The organism is Rhodococcus sp. WB1 (assembly GCF_001700945.1).
In the GTDB taxonomy this organism is placed as follows: Bacteria; Actinomycetota; Actinomycetes; order Mycobacteriales; family Mycobacteriaceae; genus Rhodococcus; species Rhodococcus aetherivorans.
The window spans coordinates 5,839,882-5,863,192 of the sequence record NZ_CP015529.1; the positions used below are offsets into that span (position 1 = coordinate 5,839,882).

The 23,311-nt window shown below is 69.8% G+C and carries 25 protein-coding genes; 16 read left to right on the top strand and 9 right to left on the bottom strand.

Going from position 1 to position 23,311, the window contains the following annotated elements:
- Positions 1-26: 26 nt before the first annotated feature.
- Entirely contained in the window at positions 27-854 is an 828-nt protein-coding gene (locus A4U64_RS26215) for an IclR family transcriptional regulator (RefSeq protein WP_231385969.1), read from the bottom strand.
- Positions 855-1,093: 239 nt separating this feature from the next.
- On the opposite strand from A4U64_RS26215, the gene A4U64_RS26220 reads away from it, so the two are divergent.
- The gene (locus A4U64_RS26220) at positions 1,094-2,779 is read left to right on the top strand and encodes an AMP-binding protein (protein ID WP_029546576.1); all 1,686 of its coding nucleotides are present in this window, start codon (positions 1,094-1,096) and stop codon (positions 2,777-2,779) included.
- A gap of 169 nt (positions 2,780-2,948) precedes the next feature.
- Here A4U64_RS26220 and A4U64_RS26225 read toward each other — a convergent pair whose 3' ends face one another.
- On the bottom strand, positions 2,949-3,269 hold the full coding sequence (locus A4U64_RS26225; protein WP_010594059.1) for a GYD domain-containing protein: 321 nt from the start codon (positions 3,267-3,269) through the stop codon (positions 2,949-2,951).
- A 156-nt stretch (positions 3,270-3,425) separates the two neighbouring features.
- On the opposite strand from A4U64_RS26225, the gene A4U64_RS26230 reads away from it, so the two are divergent.
- A complete protein-coding gene (locus A4U64_RS26230) occupies positions 3,426-3,836 on the top strand; it encodes a PPOX class F420-dependent oxidoreductase (protein WP_006941679.1) in 411 nt (136 codons plus the stop codon).
- Positions 3,837-3,857: 21 nt separating this feature from the next.
- Here the strand turns inward: A4U64_RS26230 and A4U64_RS26235 are convergent, their stop codons facing one another.
- Positions 3,858-4,451: an HdeD family acid-resistance protein gene (locus A4U64_RS26235; protein ID WP_037201226.1), complete on the bottom strand. Its 594-nt coding sequence runs from the start codon at positions 4,449-4,451 to the stop codon at positions 3,858-3,860.
- 108 nt (positions 4,452-4,559) lie between these two features.
- On the opposite strand from A4U64_RS26235, the gene A4U64_RS26240 reads away from it, so the two are divergent.
- Positions 4,560-5,372, top strand: a complete 813-nt coding sequence (locus A4U64_RS26240) for a DUF72 domain-containing protein (protein WP_029546575.1) — start codon at positions 4,560-4,562, stop codon at positions 5,370-5,372.
- A 62-nt stretch (positions 5,373-5,434) separates the two neighbouring features.
- Positions 5,435-5,908 (top strand): hypothetical protein, encoded by a 474-nt coding sequence (locus A4U64_RS26245; RefSeq protein WP_198163357.1) that lies wholly within the window; start codon positions 5,435-5,437, stop codon positions 5,906-5,908.
- Between the two features lie 9 nt (positions 5,909-5,917).
- On the opposite strand, the gene A4U64_RS26250 is transcribed toward A4U64_RS26245, so the two are convergent.
- Positions 5,918-6,430 (bottom strand): MarR family winged helix-turn-helix transcriptional regulator, encoded by a 513-nt coding sequence (locus tag A4U64_RS26250; RefSeq protein WP_006941674.1) that lies wholly within the window; start codon positions 6,428-6,430, stop codon positions 5,918-5,920.
- Between the two features lie 72 nt (positions 6,431-6,502).
- Here A4U64_RS26250 and A4U64_RS26255 point away from each other — a divergent pair, with 72 nt between their 5' ends.
- Together A4U64_RS26255 and A4U64_RS26260 are read left to right on the top strand one after the other, a co-directional pair.
- Positions 6,503-7,927, top strand: a complete 1,425-nt coding sequence (locus A4U64_RS26255; RefSeq protein ID WP_065923351.1) for an FUSC family protein — start codon at positions 6,503-6,505, stop codon at positions 7,925-7,927.
- Positions 7,928-7,991: 64 nt separating this feature from the next.
- Positions 7,992-8,654 (top strand): cyclase family protein, encoded by a 663-nt coding sequence (locus tag A4U64_RS26260; protein WP_006941672.1) that lies wholly within the window; start codon positions 7,992-7,994, stop codon positions 8,652-8,654.
- On the opposite strand, the gene A4U64_RS26265 is transcribed toward A4U64_RS26260, so the two are convergent.
- Positions 8,655-9,413, bottom strand: a complete 759-nt coding sequence (locus tag A4U64_RS26265) for a M50 family metallopeptidase (RefSeq protein ID WP_065923595.1) — start codon at positions 9,411-9,413, stop codon at positions 8,655-8,657.
- Positions 9,414-9,530: 117 nt separating this feature from the next.
- On the opposite strand from A4U64_RS26265, the gene A4U64_RS26270 reads away from it, so the two are divergent.
- The 10 genes from A4U64_RS26270 (at position 9,531) to A4U64_RS26315 (ending at position 19,581) form a co-directional block, all read left to right on the top strand.
- The gene (locus A4U64_RS26270; protein ID WP_230304360.1) at positions 9,531-10,739 is read left to right on the top strand and encodes an MFS transporter; all 1,209 of its coding nucleotides are present in this window, start codon (positions 9,531-9,533) and stop codon (positions 10,737-10,739) included.
- Between the two features lie 66 nt (positions 10,740-10,805).
- Positions 10,806-11,123, top strand: a complete 318-nt coding sequence (gene fdxA, locus A4U64_RS26275) for a ferredoxin (protein ID WP_029546568.1) — start codon at positions 10,806-10,808, stop codon at positions 11,121-11,123.
- Positions 11,120-12,370, top strand: a complete 1,251-nt coding sequence (locus A4U64_RS26280; protein ID WP_050036074.1) for an MFS transporter — start codon at positions 11,120-11,122, stop codon at positions 12,368-12,370. The genes fdxA and A4U64_RS26280 overlap by 4 nt, the downstream gene beginning before the upstream one ends.
- Before the next feature lie 105 nt (positions 12,371-12,475).
- On the top strand, positions 12,476-13,660 hold the full coding sequence (locus A4U64_RS26285; RefSeq protein WP_043803178.1) for an ABC transporter substrate-binding protein: 1,185 nt from the start codon (positions 12,476-12,478) through the stop codon (positions 13,658-13,660).
- A gap of 99 nt (positions 13,661-13,759) precedes the next feature.
- Positions 13,760-14,650, top strand: coding sequence for a branched-chain amino acid ABC transporter permease (locus A4U64_RS26290; protein WP_006941660.1), 891 nt, complete (start codon positions 13,760-13,762; stop codon positions 14,648-14,650).
- On the top strand, positions 14,647-15,633 hold the full coding sequence (locus A4U64_RS26295) for a branched-chain amino acid ABC transporter permease (protein ID WP_006941659.1): 987 nt from the start codon (positions 14,647-14,649) through the stop codon (positions 15,631-15,633). The genes A4U64_RS26290 and A4U64_RS26295 overlap by 4 nt, the downstream gene beginning before the upstream one ends.
- Positions 15,630-16,445 (top strand): ABC transporter ATP-binding protein, encoded by an 816-nt coding sequence (locus A4U64_RS26300; RefSeq protein WP_029546564.1) that lies wholly within the window; start codon positions 15,630-15,632, stop codon positions 16,443-16,445. Before A4U64_RS26295 ends, A4U64_RS26300 begins: the two co-directional genes overlap by 4 nt.
- The gene (locus A4U64_RS26305; RefSeq protein WP_006941656.1) at positions 16,429-17,154 is read left to right on the top strand and encodes an ABC transporter ATP-binding protein; all 726 of its coding nucleotides are present in this window, start codon (positions 16,429-16,431) and stop codon (positions 17,152-17,154) included. The genes A4U64_RS26300 and A4U64_RS26305 overlap by 17 nt, the downstream gene beginning before the upstream one ends.
- A 17-nt stretch (positions 17,155-17,171) precedes the next feature.
- Positions 17,172-18,335 carry an ABC transporter substrate-binding protein gene (locus tag A4U64_RS26310; RefSeq protein ID WP_029546563.1) on the top strand — a complete coding sequence of 388 codons (1,164 nt, stop codon included), beginning with the start codon at positions 17,172-17,174 and terminating at the stop codon, positions 18,333-18,335.
- Between the two features lie 82 nt (positions 18,336-18,417).
- On the top strand, positions 18,418-19,581 hold the full coding sequence (locus A4U64_RS26315; RefSeq protein ID WP_051446190.1) for an IS30 family transposase: 1,164 nt from the start codon (positions 18,418-18,420) through the stop codon (positions 19,579-19,581).
- Positions 19,582-19,681: 100 nt separating this feature from the next.
- Here A4U64_RS26315 and A4U64_RS26320 read toward each other — a convergent pair whose 3' ends face one another.
- The 4 genes from A4U64_RS26320 to A4U64_RS26335 form a co-directional block, all read right to left on the bottom strand.
- Positions 19,682-20,446, bottom strand: coding sequence for a crotonase/enoyl-CoA hydratase family protein (locus tag A4U64_RS26320; RefSeq protein WP_065923352.1), 765 nt, complete (start codon positions 20,444-20,446; stop codon positions 19,682-19,684).
- Between the two features lie 9 nt (positions 20,447-20,455).
- Positions 20,456-21,220: an SDR family NAD(P)-dependent oxidoreductase gene (locus A4U64_RS26325; protein ID WP_043802011.1), complete on the bottom strand. Its 765-nt coding sequence runs from the start codon at positions 21,218-21,220 to the stop codon at positions 20,456-20,458.
- 27 nt (positions 21,221-21,247) lie between these two features.
- Positions 21,248-22,423 (bottom strand): thiolase family protein, encoded by a 1,176-nt coding sequence (locus A4U64_RS26330; RefSeq protein WP_065923353.1) that lies wholly within the window; start codon positions 22,421-22,423, stop codon positions 21,248-21,250.
- A gap of 95 nt (positions 22,424-22,518) precedes the next feature.
- On the bottom strand, positions 22,519-23,073 hold the full coding sequence (locus A4U64_RS26335; RefSeq protein ID WP_065923354.1) for a nuclear transport factor 2 family protein: 555 nt from the start codon (positions 23,071-23,073) through the stop codon (positions 22,519-22,521).
- Positions 23,074-23,311 lie beyond the last annotated feature (238 nt).

Genomic DNA, 23,311 nt, shown 5'->3' on the forward strand with positions numbered 1-23,311 from the left:
GACGACCTCCGGCGCGCCGCCACGTTCTAGTTCACGACACCCACGTGCGTTCGGTGCGACAGACGGGTCCGCGCGGTGGAACCGGGCCGGCCGGGTGTGAGCAACCGCGAGGTGCGGCGCGCGGTGGCCCAGACCATCGGTGCGATGTGGGCGAGTTCGACCGTTCCGCGGCACGCCACCGAGATCGCACCCACGACGCCGTCGGGACCGACGACCGGTGCGGCGACCGCGCTGATGGACATGGGGCACGCGTGGCCGGGCACGAACGCGAGACCCTGCCGCTGGCGCACCCGGTTCAGACGGTCGTGCAGTGTCGACAGGTCGGCCCGGGACCGTACGTGCGGTCCGGCCGTCATGAGGGCGTCGACCTTCTCCGGCTCGAGACCGGCGAGCAGCGCCCGTCCGCTGACGGTACTCTCGGCCGGCAGCCGGGCCGCGACCTGGGAGGGGATGCCCGCGCTCGCCGTGCCCCCGATCCGGTCGAGGAAATAGACGGACGAGCCTTCGAGCACCGTCAGGTGCGCGACTCCGCCGGTGCCGATCTGCAGGTCGTTGAGCATCCCCGCCGCTGCGGCGCGCAGCTGCGAGTAGTCCCGGGGTCGGGCCATCGTCTGCATCCGCAGGCCGGGGCCGTATCCGCGGGAGTCGTGTTCGACCCAGTGAAGGTCGACGAGCTGGGTGAGCAGGCGGAAGGCGGTCGAGCGTGGCAATCCGGTGGCGGCCGTGATCTCCTCGAGGAACATCCGGTCGGGACCGGATGCGAACACGTCGAGGATCTGGGTGAACCGTTCCGCCACGCTGGGGCGTTGCTCGCGCGGCATGTCCGACGTCGGAATCGAGTCACTACGCGTCACTGTCAATGTCTGGCCTCCTTCGGTGCACTTTACCTAGCATTTGCTTGGTGCGCTATGCGGAATGCGGTGCGCTCCCGTCAGGCGGGAACGGGCCGTGTCTGCTGTGACTGCTCTGATGTGATGCGCTCGTACAGAATCGAGGCGTTGCAGCCGCGGCGACGATTCCGCACCGGACGGTTCCCGGCGGTGCGTCGAACCGGACGGCAGGCGCCGCATGCTGCACACAGCGGAGGTGGACGGTGGAGACATTCACGGACGTGCTGCTCGCGCGGCGAGGCGACCCGAAAGTCGGACTGCGTTTCGAGGGGAGAGACTGGACCTGGGACGAGGTGGTGTCCGAAAGCGCCTGTAGAGCAGCCGCTCTCGAGTCGATCGTGACCGCCCCGGCCGGTCGGCAACGCCACGTCGGGGTCCTGCTGGACAACGTGCCCGATTTCGTGTTCTGGATAGGAGCCGGGGCGCTCGCCGGCGCCGTCGTAGTCGGAATCAACGCCAGCCGCGGCGGGCCCGAGATCGCTCACGACATCGCCCACGCGGACGTCGACCTCCTCCTCACCGAGAACCGGCTCGCGCACCTGGTCCACGGTGAGGAGCACGGCCTTGCGGAAGAGCGGATCCTGAACGTCGACTCGGACTCCTACGCCGAACTGCTCGCACCGTTCCGCGGCGTGGAGCCGCCCGCCGCGACACCGTCGCCTGAGCAACTTGCCCTCCTGCTGTTCAGTTCGGGATCGACCGGGGCGCCCAAGGCGGTCGTCGTCGGCCAGGGGCGACTCGGCCGGCTGATCGACGTTCTCGTCGACCGGACACAGATGCGCCGGGCCTCGGTCGCCTACCTGTGCATGCCCTTGTTCCACGGCAATGCGCTCATGCTCAACCTGGGCACGGCGATGCGCGTGGGGGCCACGGTGGCGATGGTCCGCAAGTTCTCCGCCTCGCGTTTCGGGGACGACATCCACCGGTACGGCGCGACGTTCGTCAACTACGTCGGCCGGGCCCTGTCCTACGTGCTGAGCCGGCCCGAGGATCCCCGGGACCGGACGGGCACACTGGAACTGGCGTTCGGCACCGAGGCCTCCGAGGCCGACGTCGCGCGTTTCGCCGAGCGATTCGGCTGCACGGTGATCGAGGGTTACGGACTCAGTGAGGGAGTGTTCCGGATCAACCGCACGCCCGGGACTCCGCCGGGCTCGCTGGGCCTGCCCGCCGGCGACGCCGACGTCCGGATCCTGGACGAGGCGACCGGACACGAATGCCCACGCGCCCGGTTCGACGCCACCGGCCGGCTGACGAACCCCGAGGCGGTGGGGCAGATCGTCGCGGTGGGGGCTGCCGGCATGTTCGAGGGCTACTACAAGAACCCGGGGGCGATGGCGGACCGCGTCCGGGGCGACGACTTCTGGTCCGGGGATCTCGGATACCGGGATGCCGACGGGTACTTCTACTTCGCCGGCCGCTCCTCCGACTGGCTACGGGTCGACAGCGAGAACTTCTCCGCGGCACCGATCGAACGGATTCTGCAGCGTCATCCGGCGGTCCTGTCCGCCCCGGTCTTCGCGGTGCCCGATCCGGTCACCGGCGACCAGGTCATGTGTGTACTCGAACTGTCGCCCGGCGCGCACCTGGACGGGCGACAGTTCGGTTCGTTCCTCGCCGCGCAACCGGACATGGGCGACAAGTGGTGGCCGCGGTTCGTGCGGATCGTCGAGCGAATCCCGTTGACAGGCAGCAACAAGGTGAACAAGGCGCCGTTGCGGTCCGCGGCGTGGCGCACCGACGATCCGGTCCTGGTCCGGGTGGGACGAACCAGCGAGTACGTTCCGTTCGGCGAGGACGCGCGGGACCGCTACGAGGCCGAGTTCGTCGCGCACGGCCGGGCGGGACTGCTTCCGGCCCGATCGGTGGCCGCAACCCCGGTCGCCTGACCGGAACGACGGCACCCCGAGCCGGGCGGGGCGATCGGCGAAGTACCCGGAGACCTGCGCCTCGAGTTCGTCGCCGGTGCCCGGGGAGCGGCCCGCTCGGTGCTCGGGGGGAGCGGCCCGCTCGGTGCCGGGGGGAGCGGCCCGCTCAGTGCTCGGGGGAGCGGCCCGCTCAGTGCCCGGGCGTCCGGTACGCGGCGTTGCGATGCACCGCGTCGTCCATCTCCTGCGGGGTGAGCAGCCGGATCGGCACGGAACGCGCGATGCCGGACGCCCGGGTGCGGAACTCGAGCGTGGCCGCGGCGAGGTCGTCGGGCACCTCCCCGATGACGTAGAGGTCGTGCCCGCCGAGTGCGAAGTGCACGGACTCGACGCTGCCGCCCACGCTCTCGACCATCTCGGTGATGGCGGAACTACGGACGGAACCACCCTCGGAGAGCAGCCCCTGCGCGCCCTCCGGGGTGTAGGTGACCTGCCACAGGTACTTCGGCATGTTCTCAGCTCCTCGGCTGTCGGACCATTCCATGGTCGGGCTCGTGGACCCTCCCATCGTCGGCCCGGAGGCCCTGTCGCGGGATGGTTTCCGCCGGAACCGGCGTAGGTTCGTGATCGAACATCCGCCACCGTCCACCGAGGAAAGGACCACGCCGTGCCCGAAGCCCCGCTGCCGCAGGCCGTCGCCGAGATGCTGGCCCAGCCGAATTACGCCACGATCAGCACGTTGCGCGCCGACGGACATCCGGTGTCGGTGCCCACCTGGTATCTGTTCGAGAACGGCCGCATCCTGGTCAACATGGACGCCGGTCGCACCCGCCTCGGGCACCTGCGGCGCGATCCCCGGGTCAGTCTCAGCGCCATGGACCCGACGGACTGGGTGACGCACGTGAGCATCCAGGGCCGGGTCACCGAGTTCGCCGACGACCCGGAACTGACCGACATCGACCGGATCGCGCGGCACTACACCGGCAAGCCGTACGGGGTGCGCAACCGGCCGCGGGTGAGTGCCTGGATCGACATCGACCGCTGGCACGCGTGGGGCCGGCTCAAGGACGTCGCCTGAGCCGGCCCCGGGCGGCCGGGCTCACACGAGCCCGGCCGCCTTGGCCACCTTGCGGATCTGGAAGGAAAGGACGATCAGCAGCACGCCGAAGAGGATCGCGTAGATGCCGAGCAACCAGATCAGGCTGATGATGCCGCTGCCCGGGAAGATCAGCAGCACGACGCCGAGCAGGACGGCGAGGATCCCGGCGAACAGCGACCATCCCCATCCGGAGTTCGGTACCTTCCGGAAGCTCAGCGCACCGATGATGCCGGTGACGCCGAAGAGGATCGCATAGAACGCGATGATGTACAGCACCACGAGCGCGGTGGCCGCCGGCCAGACGAGGGCGACGATGCCGGCGGCGATGGAGACCAGGCCCATCGCGAGCCACCAGCCCCAGCCGTCGAGGCGGGCCCGGTCACGAATCGAGTGGTAGACGAGCACCACGCCGTCGACGATGGCATAGATGCCGAACACCACCACCAGGGCCCAGACGGTGATCCCGGGCCACACCAGGGCGACCACGCCGAACAACACGGCGAGGATGCCGCGGATCAGCACCAACCACCACATCTGTTTGAACAGGGGACTGAACTGATCGTTTGCGGTGAAAGCTCTCTCGGACACGGCCACTCCTAGGATGCGGTCTCGTAGTTCGGGCACAGCGTAGGCCCGTGCCGCGCCCGGCACCCGCCGAATGACGATCCGATTCCCAGTCGTGACGAGCGTTACCGTGTAGCGGTGGCTCAGGTGCGGATCGGGATCTCCGGCTGGCGGTACGCCCCGTGGCGTGGCGACTTCTATCCGTCCGGCCTGCCGCAGCGCCGCGAACTCGAGTACGCCGCGGAGCGGTTCGGCTCCATCGAGATCAACGGCACCTTCTACGCGCTGCAGCGGCCGTCGAGCTTCCTGCGGTGGCGCGACGAGACGCCGGACGGCTTCGTCTTCGCCGTCAAGGGCGGACGGTTCGTCACCCACATGAAGCGTCTCGTCGACGTGGACGACGCCCTCGCCAACTTCTTCGCCTCCGGTGTGCTCGCCCTCGGTCCCAAGCTCGGACCGGTGCTGTGGCAACTGCCCCCCACTCTGGCATTCGAGCCGGAGCGCCTCGGCGCATTTCTCACGAGCCTGCCCGCGTCGACGCGCGAGGCCGCGGCGCTCGCGGCGCGGCACACGGACAAGGTGCGCGAGGACCGGGTGTGGACCGAGATCGACGCGGACCGGCCGATCCGGTACGCGCTCGAGGTGCGCCACCCCAGCTTCGCCGACGAGGAGGCGGCCGCCCTGCTCCGCCGACTCGACGTCGCCCTCGTCGTCGCGGACACCGCGGGCCGCTTCCCGTTCCTCACCGAGGCCACCACCGACTTCGTCTACGTGCGGTTGCACGGCGACACCGAGCTGTACGCCAGCGGCTACACCCCCGAGGCGCTGGACGAGTGGGCGGCCCGGATCCGCGGTTGGCGCTCCGAGGGGCGCGACGTGTACGTGTACTTCGACAACGACATCAAGGGCTACGCGCCGTGGGACGCGCTCGAGCTGCAACGCCGGGTGTGACACGGATGTCGGTGCCGGCTGGCAGGCTGGCGCCGACACGTCGGCAACCCCAGGAGGACATCGTGTGGCCAACGCAGTGGCCGGAGATCGCACGCGAGGTTGCGGATCACACCGCGACCGCGCTCGCCGCGGCCCGGGCGCAGTCGGTGCCGGCGTGGGAGGACGCGGTGGCCGAGCTCGCCGCGTTGCCGTACGAGCAGGTCGCCGGGGTACACGCGACGATGATGCGGGAACTGCTCGAGGAGTTGCATCCGGACGGGCTGACCGGCGAGGACGTGCAGGCGGTGCTGGAGCGCAGCGCGCGCACGGCGTCGACGTGGCTGCCGTCACTGCAGCCGGACGCGCTGGTCGCGGTGCTCACCGGCACGCTCGGGGTGTCCGATCCCGACGCGCCGAAGGCTCGCCCCGACGAGTACCTGCGGGCGGGGCTGGTCGTGCTCGCGGATCTGCTCGCGGCACGCCGGGCGGGTCCCGAGCTCTACCTGCGCCGCGCGCTGGGCGAGATCGAACGCGCAGAGACGATCGAGCTGCCCTGACGTCCCGGATCAGGGCCGGGTCTGCGCCTCGACCTCGCGGGTGAGGCGCCGCAGCAGAGCGGTGAGGGTGTCGAGTTCGCCGTCGGTGAATCCGTCGAGCAGGTGGCGTTCCCGGGTGAGGCGGCGCGGGAACTCGGTGTCGACCACGGCTCGCCCCGCATCGGTGAGTGCGAGCAGGACCACGCGACCGTCCCGCTCGAAGCGCTGACGTTCGACGAGGCCGAGCCCGACGAGGCGGTCCGCGTGCTTGGTGGTGGAAGCGCCGCTCAGTCCGGTGACGGAGGTGACTTCGCTGGCGCGCAGCGGTGATTCGCTGCGGGCGAGGGCGCACAGCACCTCGAATTCGGGGCGCGTGACGCCGCTGGGGACGAGTTCGCGGTCCAGTTGGGCGAGCACCAGGGAGCTGATCCGCGTGATGCGGCCGACGACGTCGATGGGTCGCGTGTCGATGTCGGGGTACGTCTCGGCCCAGCCGACCCGCACGCGGTCGACGAAGTCCTCGGGCTGGGTGGCGTCCGTCATGGGCCCATTCTAGCGATGAGTCTCACAATCGATTTATATTTAATTTATACGTGAAATATCTACACTGGGGGAGTGCCCCTCGCTACCTCTGTCCCGGACCGCAGCCGCCTCCGTCACTCGCGGATCGCCCTCGCGCACTCCCTCTCGCCGACGGCGTGGCGCGAGTCGCTCGAGTTCCGCAGTGCGGACGCCACGCGCGCTCCGGCGCTGCGCGTCGGGGCGGCAGTTCTCGTAGTCCTCGTCGCGGGAGGGCTGCTGGATCTGCCGCATCCGGCCGGCTTCGCCGCCCTCGGTGCACTCGCCTCGGCGTTCGGCCGGCACGAGCCCTACTCGCAGCAGGCCGGCAAGATCGCGGTGGTCGGCCTCGGGGTGGTCGGGTACGCCGCACTCGGTGCCGCCGTGGGGACCACCGGTGCGGCCATGTGGACGCAGATCGCGGTGCTCTCCGTCGCGGCCGCGATCGCCTTCTGGATCCTCGGCGCCTTCCGGCTGTCCGGCCCCGGCCCGGTGATCCTCATCTTCGCCGCGGCCGGTGCCGCCGGATTCGCACGCACCGCCGTAGACGTGCGCGACGTGGTCGTCGCGACGGCCCTCGGCGCGCTCGTCGGCTGGGCCGTCGCGATGCTGCCCGCGCTGCATCACCCGCACGGTCCCGCCCGGCTCGCCGTGGCCCGGGCCCTGGCGGCGGTCGCGGCGATCGAACGCGACGGCGAACGGGCCGTGCCGGGCGCCCGGGCGGCGATCGCCCGCGCCCACGAGGTTCTCGCGCTCGGATTCAGCCGGACCGACCGGCACACCCACGAACTGCTCGCGCTGCTCGACGCGGCCGAGACGGTCGTCGACGGGGCCGCATCCGGCGTCGCGGCCGATCGCGTCGCCGAATTCGCCCTGTTCGAGGCCGAGCTGCGAAAGGTGCGGCGCGACATCGCGATTCCTCGCGTCGATGCGGCTGGGGCGCCGGTCCTCACGCGGCCCGCCGGGTTCGCGCGAGAGGGATTCGCCCGGTTGCGCGATCGCGCGCTTCTCGTCGGCGCGGGCCGGGTGCTGCTCGCCGCGCTGATCGCGGGTTGGTTCGCCGAGGCCGCCGGTCTGCAGCACCCGCTGTGGGCGACGATGGGCGCGATGGCCGCGTTGCAGGGGGCCAACTACCGGAACACCGTGCAGCGCGCGATCCAGCGGTTGCTCGGCAACGTCGCAGGCGCGGTGCTCGCCGCCGCGCTGCTCGCGCTGTCCCTCGACTACTGGCCGTACGCGCTGGCCATCGTCGTCCTGCAGACGGTGGCGGAACTGTACGTGATGAAGAACTACGCAGCGACCTCCGTCGCGGTGACCGCGATGGCGCTGCTCCTCACCGGTCTCGGGGCGTCCGTCGGGCCGGAGATCGCGCTGAGCCGGATCGCCGACACCCTCGTCGGCGTGGTGGTCGGCGTGCTCGTCGCGGCCGCGACGATCGACCGCGCCGACCGGCATCACCTCACGGCAGCGCCGGCGCGCTGAGTGAGCCCCGCGCGGCGGCGCTGCGTGACCCCGCGGATCGCGGGTCACCCGTTAGCATCGGCGCATGCGCGTGCGCCGGATCGTCGACCTGAGCCGCACCGTCTCCGGCGACACCCAGGTCTACCCGGGCGATCCCGTGCCGGTGCTGACGCCGCACGCGACGCTCGAGCGCGACGGGTACAACCTGCTGCGGGTGGAGATCGGCTCGCAGACCGGAACGCACGTCGACGCCCCGCTGCACATGCGCGCCGGGGCCGCGCCGATCGACCGGGTGCCGCTCGAACATTTCGTGGGTCGCGGGATCGTCCTGGACGTGCGGGGCCTGCCGCCGCGCACCGCGGTGACGCGGCGGCACGTCGTCGACGGAGTGGCCGGCGGACCGGACCCGGGCCCCGGCGACATCGTCCTCCTGCATACCGGGTGGGCCGAGCACTACGGCACCGATGCCTACTTCGAGCACCCCTATCTGTCGGAGGACGCGTGCCGGTGGCTGCTCGGGCGGGGCGTGCGCACCATCGGCCTCGACGCCCCGAGCATCGATTCCGCCCTCGGCAGTGACTATCCCGCGCATCGCCTCGTCGCCGAGGCCGGCGGCATCGTGTGCGAGAACCTGTGCAACCTCGAACTCGTCGACTTTCCCGATCCGCTGATCAGTCTTCTTCCGCTGCGGCTGCGGGACGCGGACGGCGCCCCGGTGCGCGCCGTGGCGATCGCGCTCGAGCCGTGATCAGGGCACCTGCGTCGCGACGATGCGTGCGGTGCCGTACGCCGCGGTACCGAGCGTGACGACCGCGAACGCCCCGATCCATACCGCCGTCGGCACCCGGGTGAGCCACCGCAGCTGATCCGCGTCGGAGCCGTGCCCGCGGCCGCGCCGGTGGGTGCGCGCCAGTTCGAGCACCGGCCGGGTGGCGCCGAACAGCAGCACCCAGGTGGTCAGGTACGCGACGGTGTAGCGCACCAGCTCGTCGCCGTAGTAGGCGGCGGTCCCGATCACCGCGCCGGCCGCCAGCACCGAGACGAATCCGAAGAAGTTGCGGATCAACAGGATCAGCAGGGCGAGCGCGGCCAGCACGGACCACAGCACCGCTGCGGGCCGGTCGACGGTGAGCAGGGTCGCGGCCACGAACCCGAGCACGGCCGGGCCGGTGTACCCGGCGAACGCGGTGGCGATCATGCCCGGCCCGCGTGGGTTGCCGGAGGACACGGTCACGCCCGAGGTGTCGCTGTGCAGGCGGATGCCCGCCAGCTGCCGGCCCACGAGCCGTGCGACGAGCGCGTGCGAGCCCTCGTGTGCCTGGGTGATCACATGCCGCGTCACCAGCCACAGCGGGCGCACCGTCACCAGCACCAGCGCGACGGTGGCGGTGAGGGCGACGAGCAGGGGCGGCGCGGGCTCGCTCACCGCGGAGACGGCGTGCCATCCGGCGCGGACCGCCGACCCGAAGGACTCGAGTGGCGTGGACGGATCGGCCTCAGGGTCCACGGTCGGCACCTTTCTCTCGGGAGTCCGCCATCGTACGGGCCGGCAATTCGCTCCACGGGCGCCGGGAATGTGCCACTCTCTATAGGGGCTAATCATTCATATCAATAGGGAGGCCGGGTGTCGGTCGAGGTTCTGGAAAGGCGCCGGGTGGCTCGGCCGTCGTGGATCGCACTGTCGGTGTTCCTCGTGTTCGCGGCGAGCAATGCCCCGGCTCCGCTGTATGTGGTCTGGCAGCGCGAGATGGGTTTTCCACCCAGCACGGTCAGCCTGATCTTCGTCAGTTACATAGTCGGGTCGGTCGTGGCGCTGGTGTTCGGTGGCCGCGCTTCGGACCGATTCGGACGTCGGGCCGTCCTGCTGCCCGCCCTGGGTCTCGCGATCGTGGCCTGCCTCGTGTTCGCGACGGCCCGCACGCCCCTGTGGCTGGAGGCGGGGCGGTTCTTCATCGGCCTCGCATCCGGGGCGTTCGGCGCGGCGGGGTCGGCGGCGATCGCCGACGCGTTCGGCCCCGGCCGCGGAGCGCGTGCCGCGCTGTACGCGAGCGCGGCACCCGTCGCCGGGTCGGCCGTGGGGCCGCTGCTCTCCGGGGTGCTGGCCGACGTCGCGCCGGCGCCCACACGGCTGGTCTTCCTGGTGCTGATCGTTCCGCTGGCGGCGGCCGCGATACCGCTGACCGCCGTCGGCGGTCGTCCGGCCGGGGTGGGCGGTCGCTGGGTGCAGCTGCCGAGCATCCCGCGCGAGATCGCGGGAACCGTGCTGCTGTCCATGGCTGTGGCCGGCAGCCCCTTCGCGCTGGCGGGGCTGTTCATCTCCCTCGGCCCGGCGTTGATCGCCGACCTGCTCGGCAACGACACGCGAACCCTGGCCGGCGCGGTGTCGTTCGTGGTCTTCGGGGCCGGGGCCGGGGCGCAGTTCCTCGTCCGCCGGATGAGCATCTACCGGGTCGCGGTGGTCGGGCTCTCGGTTTCCGCGCTGGCCGCGGTGCTCATCGCCGTCGCCGTCGGCGCCGCCTCGGTGCCCGTCATCGTCGTGGCCGCGATCGCGGCAGGCCTGGGTCAGAGCCTGGCACAGCTCGCCGGGCTCACCCTCGCGCGCGGGTATGCGCCGGAGGGGCGGACCGCCGAAGTGGTGTCCATGGTGTGGCTCGCCGGATACGCCACCGTCGGGTCGGGGATCCTCGGGCTGGGATTCCTGGCGGACGGAATCGGCTTGCGCCCGGCGACTTACGCCTTCTGCGGGTTCTTCCTGGCCTGCGTCTGCGGTGCCGGGGTCGCGGTGGTGCGTCGCCGGCCGGTCGTCGAGGCACTCGGAGCGGACACCCATTGACACCCGACAATCAATGAATATGATTATGACCTAAATCACGCGGTCATCGAATCGGAGGAGTGCGCAGTGACCTACACCATCACCGAGCCCTGTGTCGACGTCCTCGACAAGGCGTGCATCGAGGAGTGTCCGGTGGACTGCATCTACGAGGGCGGCCGGATGATGTACATCAACCCGGAGGAATGCGTCGACTGCGGCGCCTGCGAACCCGTCTGCCCCGTGGAGGCGATCTTCTTCGAGGACGACGTCCCCGAGGATCGCGCCGGGTACACGCAGATCAACGCCGACTTCTTCGCCGAGATCGGCTCACCGGGCGGCGCTTCCAAGATCGGAAAGACCGACTACGACCCACCGCTCGTGAAGAGTCTGCCCGTACGGGCATGATCGCGGTCCGGGCTCCGCGACCCGGCCGGGGACCGGTGCTCCTGGGCGCCGCGGTGGCGGCCGCATTCACGTTCGCCGTCGTCGGGTCCAACATTCCGGGCCCGATCCTGCCGTTGTACGAGGACCATCTGGGCCTGTCCCCGTTCGTGCTGGCCGCCCTGTTCGTGACGTACTTCGTCGCCCTGGTGTCGATGTTCCTGGTCGTGAGCAGGACCGCGCTCGGACGGTTCGCGTGGGCCGTCCTGCCGGGTGCGCTCGTCGTCGGGGTCCTCGGCGACGTCGCCCTGTGGTCCGGCGCCGACACCGTCTGGCTGCTCTTCGTCGGCCGTGCCCTGACCGGAACGTGTGTCGGGCTCGCCACCGGATCCGCCGCCACGCTCGCCGTGGCGGCGCGCGGCGACGCGGGCCGCACCCTGGCGGCGACCGGCGCGATCGCCGGCTCGTTCCTCGGCCTGATCGCCGCGGCCACCGTCGCCCAATTGCTGCCGGAGCCCACCGTTCTCATCTATCGGCTGCACGCCGTCTCCCTCGTGCTCTCGGGACTGCTGCTCGCCGCCGCGCTGTGGGGGAACAGGCGCCGGCTCTCCGCGCTCCGGCACGCCGAGCCCCCACGCCCGGCGGGGCCCGTTCCGGCCGGCGCGGGCGCCGCGTTCGACCGGAACAGGTTGCCCGCCTACGGATTGGGTGCGGCCGGGTGGACGGTCGGCGGCATCGCCGTCGGCGTGCTGCCGTCGGCGTTGCGCGACGGGATCGGGTCCGAGCTGCTGGTGGTCGGCGTCCTCGCCGCCATCATCCTGCTCGTCACGGCCTGGTTGGGCCCCTACCTCGCCCGGGCCGCAGGCCGTTTCCCGGGGCCCCAGCTGTGTCTGCTCCTGCTCGCCGGTGGTGGCGTGTTCGTCGCCGCCGGCCTCGTCGCCCGCACGCTGTGGCCGGTACTGGCCGGCAGCTTCCTGTGGGGCATCGGGCAGGGCTTCGCATACGCGCAGGGCCTCATCCTGCTCACCGCCGGCATGACGCCGGTGGAGCAGGGGAGGAGCACGTCGCTGTACGCGTGTTCGTCGTACGGCTTCGCGGCGGTGATGATCCTGGTGGCCGGCGCCTTCTCGTCGGCGTGGGGATACTCCTACGGATCCGCCGGTGCGGTAACGATTTTTGTCCTCTTCTGTGTGGCCGTCGCGGGGGCGGGCCGGGGTCGGTGGACGCCGGCCGTCGCCGTGGACCCCGTACGCGTCCCCGCCCGCAAATAATTCCTGCGCATATCCGGATCGGCCTCTGGACATTTCGTCGGCGTGGCTCTACTGTGACGGGCATCACGACTAATGATGCATATCATTCGACCGGAAGGTGCACACATGTCTCGAGTCGACCGGAAAGTCCGGCGTCGTCTGCTCGGAGCCGCGAGCGCGTTCGGCGTCCTGTTCACGGCCGCCTGCGGCTCCGGCGGAAACGGCACCGTCGCCGACGGTGACCTGCCGGCCGAGATCAAGGTCGTCTCCGTGACCGACCAGACCGGCACCACGGCGTACGTCGGCAACAGCCAGCTCAAGGGCATCGAACTCGCGATCCAGGAGATCAACGAGCAGAATTACCTGGGTGACTCGAAGATCGTTCTGCAGAAGCGTGATTCGGCGAGCGATACGCAGACCGCGGTCAGCCAGGCCACCGAGACGCTGACCGACAAGAGTGTCAGCGCCCTGCTCGGACCGGTGCTCAGCGCCCATGCCGTCGCGATCGCCCCGCTCGTGGAACGGGCCGGGCTGCCGACGATCTTCACCCAGTCCGGCAGCGAGGGCGTCGTCATCGGCGACTACACCTACCGCGCGACGGCTCCGATGGAGACCTACTTCGTCAAGGCGCTCGAGCGGCTGCAGCAGCAGGGTGTGAAGACCGTGAGCGTGCTCTACAACGCGGGCAACGTCACCCTCGCCGGACTCGGTGAGAAGACCATCCCCGAGGGCCAGGAGAAGTACGGCTACCGGATCCTGTCGAGCACCTCCGTCCAGGCCACCACGCAGGACTTCGGCACCACCGCAACGAAGATCGCCGGTGAGAAGCCCGACGCGGTCATCGTCCTGCTCGTCGGCGCCGGCAACTCCACGGCCATGTCGCAGCTGCGCCAGGCCGGCTACACCGGCACCGTGGTGGGCAACCCCGCCGCCGGCGCGGGCAACCTCGCACCCGCCGGTGCCGCGGGCGCGGGCATGTACTGGGCCACCGACTTCAGCTTCCACCAGAAGGACGAGTCCTCGCAGCGGTTCGTCGAGGCGTACCGCGCCGAGTACAACGGGGAGAATCCGCTCAACTACGCGGCCGAGGGCTACGACGCGACCTGGATGCTCGCCCACGCTGCCAAGAACGCCGGCGGTGCGTCCCGCGACGACCTGCAGCGCGGCCTCGAGCAGGTCGTGGCCGAGGGCTTCGACGGCGCGCTCGGCCCGGTGCGCTTCGAAGGCAACGACATGCGCGTCAACGGCGTGCTCGTGGAATGGAACGGCACGGAAGAAGTGCTGATCGACGACCAGGAATCGGCGAAGTAGTGCGGATCGCTCCGCACCTGTGCACCAAGGAGTTCGACGAATGACCGGAAGAACATCGCACCGCCGCCGGGGAATCCCGGCCGGAGGAAGGCAGGCGTCATGTCACAGCTGGTGATCGACGCGCTCGTGCTCGGCTCCATCTACCTGCTCTTCTGCCTGGGAATGAGCATCTCCTGGGGAACGATCGACATCCTCAACTTCGCCCACGGCGGGATCTTCATGTTCTCCGCGTTCGTGGCCTCCCAGATCGTGTCCAACGTCGGTCTCGGGCTCGTCACGGTCTGCCTGATCTCCGTCGTGGTCGGGGCGGCGCTCTCGGCGGCCATCGACGTCTTCGCGTTCCAGCCGATCCTGCGACGGGCCAAGAACCAGCGGACCGCCGAACTGCAGATCCTCATCGGCGGCATCGGAATCGGCACCATCCCGGTCGCCGTCGTGCAGTTCCGCACGCTGAGCGAGCCGTTCGGCTTCGTGGGCAGCTCGTACGAGACGTCGGTCTACACCGTCGGCGACCTGCGACTGACGAGCACGGGCCTGATCGTGCTCGGCTGCGCGCTGATCCTCACGCTGGCGATCTCCTTCTGGCTCAAGAACACCAGCCACGGGCTCGCCCTGCGGGCCATCGGCGTGGACTCGGAGACCGCCGAACTGATGGGCGTCAAGCGGCGCCAGCTGTCGCTGCTGACGATGGCGGTGTCGGGCGGCCTCGCCGGCCTCGCCGGTGCCCTGCTCACCTACAACCTCGGCGCCATCACCGCCGAGAGCGGTGAGACCCTCCTCATCAAGGCGTTCGCCATCATCATCCTCGGCGGCGTGGGCAGCACCGGCGGCGCCGCGCTCGGTGCGATGGTGCTCGCGTTCTCCGAGGTCCTGGTGCTCCGCTACACCGGCGGCGGCTGGGTCGACGCCGTCGGCTTCGGCCTCATCCTCGTGGTTCTGCTGCTGCGGCCGCAGGGCATCTTCGGAAGGAAGGAGGTGCGACGGGTATGAGCGACTTCTACTTCTCCAACATCGTCCTCATCCAGAGCACGTTCACGGTGCTGCTGCTCGCCCTGAGCATCCAGATCCAGTTCCGGATGGGAGTGTTCTCCTTCGCCGGCGCCGCCTTCTACGGCATGGGCAGCTACGGCGCCGCAATCTTCGTGCTGCACTACGGATTCGACGCAATCTCCGCGACCGCCGCCATCGTCGTGATCTGCGCGGTCATCGGATACCTGCTCTCGCTGATCCTGCAGCGCCTCGCCGGCCTGTACCTGGCCATGGCCACCGTCGCGTTCGTCATGATCGTCACCGTCGTCGCCCACAACGGCGGCGAGCTCACCGGCGGCTCGGTCGGCCTGTTCGGCGTTCTCACCACCCCGGAGATCTCCGTCCCGCACCTGGCCGTCGTCTGTGCCGCCGTCGTCGCGGCGATGATCCTCAGCGAGCGTGGCCGCATGGGCCGGCGCATCGAGGCGGTCCGCGAAGACCCGGAACTCGCCTCGGCCATGGGCATCAACGTCGCCCGCTACCGCCGGATGTCCTTCGTGATCAGCGGTGTGCTCGGCGCGCTCGGAGGCGCCCTGAACATCCTGATGATGACGGCCATCGCCCCGGAGAACATCGGCTTCCCGCTGATCGTGCTCGCGCTGACGATCATCATCGTCGGTGGCTCCCGGTCCTGGCTCGGTGTGCTCATCGGCGCCCTCATCTTCACGTGGCTTCCGGTGATGCTGGAGCAGGTGGGCACCTACCAGAGCATCGTCTACGGCATCATCGTCGCCATCGCCGCGATCTTCATGCCCGGCGGCATCACCGGCGTCGTCACCGACCTGTACCGTCGCCGCCTCGCCCGTCGCGACAGCGCGGCCCTCGAGGACGCTGCTGCCGCGGAACGTCTCGCCGACGCGGCCGACGACGAGGCCGCCGCAGAACTCGGCGCCGAACTCGCGGGCACCGGTGCCCACTCCGCCTCGACAGGAGAAACGCGATGACCACCGAAGTCGCTCCCCAGGAGGGGGTTCCCGGTCGGGTTCCGGATCAGGTGCTACGCATCGAGGATCTCGCGGTCCACTTCGGCGGCATCAAGGCCGTCGACGGCATCACCCTGGGCCTCGAGCGCGGCCTGATCTCCGGCATCCTCGGACCCAACGGGTCGGGCAAGAGCACCCTGCTCGGCGCCGTCACCCGGCTCACGCCCCTGACCCGCGGATCGATGCACTTCGAGGGGCGGGACTTCTCCGGCGTCCAACCCGAGCAGGTGGCGCGGCTCGGCATCGGGCGCACCTTCCAGACCGTCCGTCTCCTCGACGATCTCACCGTGCACGAGAACGTCGAACTCGGGCACGACCTGATCGCGGGACCGCGACGGTGGTGGCGACGGGTCGACAGCACCGAACGCGACGCCGCCGAGGCGGCCGTGCGCACCGCCCTCGAACGCACCGGGCTCGACGGCAAGGAGAAGCTGCGCCCCGGCCAGCTCTCGTACGGCCTGCAGCGCCGGGTGGAGATCGCCCGCGCCATCGTGATGTCCCCGAAGCTGCTGCTGCTCGACGAACCCACCGCCGGCATGAACCGCTTCGAACGCGAGGAGATCGGCGGGCTGATGTCCGACCTGCGCTCGGAAGGACTCACCCAGCTGATCGTCGAACACGACGTGCAGATGATGGTGGACGTCTGCGATCACCTCTTCGCCATGAACTCCGGACAGCTCATCGCCTCCGGTTCCCCCGCCGACGTGGTGCGTGATCCGGCGGTGCGCGAGGCCTATCTCGGAAAGCAGGACAACGATGATCGAGATTCGTGATCTGCACGTCGATTACGGCAAGGTCAGTGCCGTGCGCGGGGTGTCCGTCACCGCGCGGCCGGGCCGGGTGACGCTCGTCCTCGGCGCCAACGGCGCCGGCAAGACCACCACCCTCCGCACCGTCGCGGGGCTGACCACGCCCAGTTCCGGGGACGTGCTTCTGGACGGCGAGTCGATCAAGGGATGGCCCGCCCACAAGATCCTCAAGCGGGGCATCTCGCTGGTTCCCGAGGGCCGCAAGGTGTTCGGCTCGCTCACCGTCCACGAGAACCTCAAGATCGGGGGCCTGGTGGCGTCGAAGAAGGCCCGCGAGGAATCGATGCGGACCGTGTTCGAGATGTTCCCCATCCTCGAGGAGCGGCAGTCCGGCCCCGCCGGCCTGCTCAGCGGCGGCGAGCAGCAGATGCTCGCCTTCGGCCGCAGCCTCATGTCGCAGCCCGGGTACATCCTCATGGACGAGCCGTCGATGGGTCTGGCCCCCGCCGTGGTCGACCGGGTCATGGCCAGCGTGCGCAGCATCGCCGACCGCGGCATCGGCGTCCTCATGGTCGAACAGAACGCCGAGGCCGGCATGAAGATCGCGGACGACGTCGTCGTCGTCAACCGCGGCGAATCCGTGTACTCCGGACCGGTCGACGAGGCGCGGAACCACTCGTCCGTGGTGCTGGCCTTCCTCGGTGAAGCCGCGCTCACCGGAACCGACAACTGAACCGAGAACGGAAGAGAATGAAGAACAAGCGCATTGCCGTCGCCGCGTTGGCCGGTGTCGCCGGGCTCGCCCTGACCACCGCGTGCGGCTCGGGCGGCGGCGGAACCGTGGGGTCCGGCGAGATGCCCGGCGAGATCAAGATCGTGTCCGTGACCGACAAGACCGGTCTGACCGCCTTCGGTGGCCTGCCCCAGTTCCGGGGTATCGAGCTCGCCGTCGAACAGGTCAACAGCAGTGGGTTCCTCGGTGAGTCGAAGCTCGTGCTCGAGAGCCGCGATGCGGCCAGCGACACGCAGACCGCTGTGAGCCAGGCGACCGAAGCGACCGCGGACCGGTCGGTCAGCGCCCTGCTCGGCGGCATCTCCAGTGCCCAGGCGATCGCGATCTCGCCGCTCGTCGACCGGGCGAAGCTGCCGACCGTCTACACGCAGTCCGCCAGCGACGGTGTGCTCGGCGGCGACTACACCTTCCGGGCGACCCCGCCGCAGACCACGCACATCGGCACCTCCCTGGCTCATCTCGAGGACCTCGGCGTCGAGCGGGTCAGCGTGTTGTTCAACGCGGCCAACCCGGCCCTCGCGGAGATGGCGGAGAAGAACCTTCCCGAGGGGCAGGCCGAGCACGGCTACCAGATCGTCTCGACCACGTCCGTGCAGAACACCACCCAGGACTTCGCGTCCTCGGCGACGAAGATCGCCGGGGAACGGCCCGACGCCGTGGCGATGCTCCTCACCGGCGCCCAGAACGCCACGGCCATGCGGCAGTTGCGCCAGGCCGGATACACGGGACCGGTGCTCGGCCAGACCGGTGCAGGCGCGAAGAACCTCGTCCCGGCGGGGGCTGACGGCGCCGGCATGTTCTGGACCGCCAACTTCACACTCGACCAGCCGGCGGCGTCGTCCCAGGAGTTCGTCGCGGCGTATCGGGCGAAGTACAACGAGGACCCGCTGAACTACGCGGCCGAGGGATACGACGCCGCGTGGCTGCTGGCGCGCGCGATCAAGGCCTCCGGCGGTGCGTCCCGCGAGGACATCCAGCGTGGTCTCGAGCAGGTCACCGCCGAAGGATTCGACGGTGCACAGGGCGAGATCACGTTCGAGGGTCACGACATGCGTACCCCGGGCGTGCTCGTCGAATGGGACGGCAGTCGTGAGGTGGTCGTCGCCAAGCCGTCGGCCTGATTCATCCTGTGGCCGAATGTCACATCGCTTCGATCTGGGCTGACTCAGGTGGTCCATGCGACACGCTCCCTGACCAGGGGAGATGTCAGTGGGTCGAGCAGCACGAGAGGCGAAGAAGGCTAGGTTCTTCGCCATGCGCATGACGAAGGTGTCGATCGCCAAGGCCGCAGCCGCGGTCGGTGTCAGCCGACAAACCGGCTACCGGTGGGAGGACGAGGCCAACGGCACCGTCCGCCGTGCCCCGCACTGGGAGCACGGCGGACGGTCGTTGTCCCTGGGCGAGCGGGAGCTTGTCGCCCTCGGACTCGCCCGCAACGAGTCGGTCCAGACGATCGCCGCGCACCTGGGCCGGCACCGGTCGGTGATCTACCGGGAGATCGAACGCAACAGCAACCGCGACGGTAGCTACCGCGCCGTGTCGGCCCACGCGCGGGCCTGGACCCGAGCACTGCGACCGAAAGTCGCCAAGCTGATGGCCGCACCCGAGTTGCGCGCGTATGTCGTCGCCAGGCTGAAGCTGCGCTGGTCCCCGCAGCAGATCTCGGCCAGGCTGGTGGTCGACTTCCCCGACCGAGCGGAGATGCGGGTGTCCCACGAAACCATCTACCAGGCCGTGTATGTGCAACTGAAAGGCGAACTGCGAAAAGAGCTTTCGGAGTATCTGCGGCGCCGGCACACCCGTCGGGTGCCGCAGGGGCGAGTGCCGAGCAGTGCCCGCCATATTCCCGACAAGATCCTCATCTCCCAGCGGCCCGCCGAGGTCGAGGACCGGGCGGTGCCCGGGCACTGGGAGGGAGATCTGATCATGGGGGCGCGCAACCGCTCGGCGATCGGCACCCTGGTCGAGCGCACCACCCGGTACGTGGTGTTGCTGCACCTGCCGAAGGTCCGCGACGTGTCCGGCGTCCGCGATGCGATGATCGCCGCGATGCGGTCGTTGCCGGAGGTGATGCAGCGGTCGGTGACCTGGGATCAGGGCCACGAGATGCGTGCTCATGCCCAGATCACCATGGCCACCGACGTCGCTGTCTACTTCTGCGATCCGCACTCGCCGTGGCAGCGCGGCACCAACGAGAACACCAACGGTCTGCTCCGGCAGTACTTCCCCAAGGGCACCGACCTGTCGGTGTACACGCCCGAGGACCTGCAGCAGGTCCAGGACGAGTTCAACGGCCGCCCCCGGCAGACGCTACGCTGGCGCACGCCAACCGAAGCGTTCACCGAGCTTGTCGCATCGGCCGCCTGAAACCGCCCTGATCGAAGCGGTGTGACATTCGGTCCTTCGGCACACGAATGCGAGCGGGGCCCGGGAATTCCTCCCGGGCCCCGCTCGTCGTACCGCTGGGTCAGCGTCCCTGCCAGACGGGTTCGCGCTTCTCCTTGAACGCCAGCGCGCCTTCCTTCGCGTCGGCGGAGGAACGCACCGGCTCGTAGATCTCGCGCATGCGCTCGAACTCCTCCTCGTTGGACCAGTCCCGGGCCTGCGCGATGATCTGCTTGGTGGCGCGCAGTGCGAGCGGGCCGTTCTTCGCGATGGTCTTCGCCAGGGCGATCGCCTCGGTCAGCGCCTGCCCCTCGGGCACGAGGCGGTTGAGCAGCTTCGCCTCGTACGCGGTCTGCGCCGAGAAGTACTCACCGGTGAGGCACCATTCGACGGCGAGCTGGTGCGGGACGCGGCGTGGCAGCCGCAGGAGTCCGCCGCCACCGGCCAGCAGGCCGCGCTTGACCTCGGGCAGGCCGAAGACGGCTGTCTCGGAGGCGACGATGAGGTCGCAGGTGAGCACGATCTCGAACCCGCCGGCCACGGCGTGTCCCTCGACCGCCGCGACGAGCGGCTTGGCGGGGGACTTCTCGGTGATGCCCGCGAAGCCGCGACCCTCGACGGAGGGGCGTTCGCCGGCGAGGAAGGCCTTCAGATCCATCCCGGTGCAGAAGGTCTTGCCGGCGCCGGTGATCACGCCGGCGACGAGATCGTCGCGGGCGTCGAGTTCATCGAGGGCGGCGGCGACGGCGACGGCGGTCTCGGTGTTGATCGCGTTACGCACCTCGGGCCGGTTGATCGTGATGATCTGCACGCCGTCGGACTGTTCGACGTGTACGGGGGTGTCCATGGCTGTCTCCTAGCGGGGCTGCATGCGGATCGCGCCGTCGATACGGATCGTCTCGCCGTTGATCATCGCGTTGTCCACGATCGACAGGGCGAGCTTCGCGTACTCGTCGGGCTGCCCGAGGCGGGCGGGGTGCGGGGTCTGGGCGGCGAGTCCGTCGCGGATCTCCTGCGAGAACCGGGACAGGATCGGTGTGTCGAAGGTGCCCGGCGCGATGCTGTTGACGCGCACGAGTTTCCGGGCCAGATCACGGGCGGCGACGAGGGTCATGCCGACGACACCGGCCTTGGCGGAGGCGTAGGGGATCTGGCCGATCTGGCCCTCCCACGCCGCGACCGACGCGGTGAGGACGATGACGCCGCGTTCGCCGTCGACGGGCTCGTTGTTCACCATGCGGGCGGCCGACAGGCGCAGCACGTTGAACGATCCGATCAGGTTGATCCGGATCAGGTTCTCGTACATGTCCAGCGAACCGGGGGTGCCGTCCTTCTCGACGACGCGGACGGTGCCACCGCGGCCGGCGCAGTGCACGACGGCCCGGAGCGGAGCGCGTTCCTCGGCCGCGTCGAGCGCGCGGTTCACCGCGTCGGGATCGGTGACGTCGGCCGGGGCGAACACGGCGAGCTCGCCGAGTTCCTTGGCGACGACCTCCCCGTCGGAGGTGGGCAGGTCGAGGATCACCGTCGGCACGCCGAGGCCGACGAAGCGCTTGACGGTGGCCAGGCCGAGGCCGGAGGCCCCGCCGGTCACTACCGCCGATCCCTGGGTGATGTCCATGATTTCTCCTGAGTCGGAAGTGGGTTTCTACAGTCGTTCCACGACGGTCGCGTTGGCCATTCCGCCGGCTTCGCACATGGTCTGCAGGCCGTAGCGCCCGCCGGTGCGTTCGAGGTGGTGGAGCAGTGTGGTCATCAGCCGGGCACCGGACGCGCCCAGCGGGTGTCCGAGGGCGACGGCGCCGCCGAGCGGGTTCAGGACGTCGTCGGACGCGCCGATCTCGCGCTGCCAGGCGAGGGGGACGGCGGCGAATGCCTCGTTGACCTCGAAGGCGGCGATGTCCCGGACGGACAGGCCGGCCCGGGCGAGGACCTTTTCGGTGGCGGGGATGGGGCCGGTGAGCATGAGGGTGGGATCGTCGCCCACGACGGCCGAGGCCACGATCGCGGCGCGCGGGCGCAGGCCGAGCGCGGCCGCCTTCTCCTCGGACATGATCAGCAGGGCGGCCGCGCCGTCGGAGATCTGCGAGGAGTTGCCCGCGGTGACCTTCCAGTCCAGCTCGGGGAAACGCTCGCGCCACGTGTCGGTGTCGAAGGCCGCGGGCAGACCGGCGAGCCTGCCGGCGGTGGTGCCCTCGCGGATGGTCTCGTCGGAGGTCACCACGCCGTCGGGGGTGGTGACGGGAACGATCTCGCCGTCGAACCAGCCCACGGCGCGCGCGTGTGCCGCGCGTTCGTGCGAGCGGGCCGAGTACTCGTCCAGCTCGGCCCGGCTCAGTGCCCACTTCTGCGCGACGAGCTCCGCGGCGATGCCCTGCGGGACGAGATCGGGGAAGCGCTCGCGCACGGCGGGCCCGTGCGGGTCCTTGCCCATGGCCGCCGATCCCATCGGGACCCGGCTCATCGACTCGACGCCGCCGGCGACGACGATGTCGTACGCGCCGGCGGTGATGCCCTGGACCGCGAAGTCGACGGCCTGCTGGCCGGAGCCGCACTTGCGTTCGATGGTCACGGAGGGCACGTGCGTGGGAAATCCGGCCGCGAGCAGGGCCTGCCGCCCGGGGGTGGCGGACTGTTCGCCGGACTGGTTGACGCAGCCGATGAGGACGTCGTCGATCAGGCCGGGATCGAGGTCGTTGCGGGCGACGAGCCCGGCCAGGACCTGGGCGAGCAGATCGCTGGGGTGCACCCCGGCCAGCGCTCCCTGCGCTCTGCCCCGTCCGGTGGGGGATCGGACGGCGTCGACGATGACAGCGCGGGTCATGGGCGTTCCTCCAGTCGGGAAATCAATTCATGATGATGGTTACTATAAACCATTCTCCGACCGATCGTATGGCCCGCGTCACACCGGTAGGGCCCTCATCGGTAGGTCGACCAGGTCGGCAGGGATTCGGGGAAGTCGGCGCGCCGGTGCGGCGTGCCCGGCCACTGGATGCGCTCCGTCGTGCACAGGCCCGCATTCATCCGCTCGAACGGCACGGCGTACATGAACCGCAGGTCCCGGCGCCGGAACAGCCAGCGGCCGTCCACGCGGGCGTACTCGTCGGAGTATCGGTACGCCGCCATCATCAACGTCCCGTCGAGCGCCAGTTCTGCTCGGCCCGTGAGCAATCCGCGTGCGCGGTCCCCGTCGACGGAGATCTGGTCGCTCTGCGGCGAGTGCAGGGTCAGGCTGTAGCGGTCCATGGCGGCGACGTAGAACTCGCGGATCTCCTCGCGCCCGCGGGCGATGGAGCCGGCGCGCTCGAACTCGCCGTCCTCGGTGAACAGCGAGAGCAGGGTCTCGAGGTCGTGGTCGTCGACGGCGATGGCGTAGGCCGCGACGAGGTCCTGGATGCGCGCACGGTCCTCGAGCCGGGTGAGGCGCCGGGCCAGCTCCTCCAGCGCCGTCGGGGACGAGTCGAGTGTCATCATGTGACCTCCATAGAAACTGATAACGATTGTGATGTATTGCACAATAGGCGGTGGGGGCGCGGGAAGGACAGGGCGGCGCCGGCGAGGCCGCGAATTCCGCAGGTGACGACCCTTCCGGGCCTGGGTGGCGACCATCGACCAAAGAAGCGATTGCCTCTTAATCATTATCATGGTTAGTATGTGAGTCATCGAACTGAGTGACCTTGACCACATCCGGTGGGCACTTTAGGTTAATGAT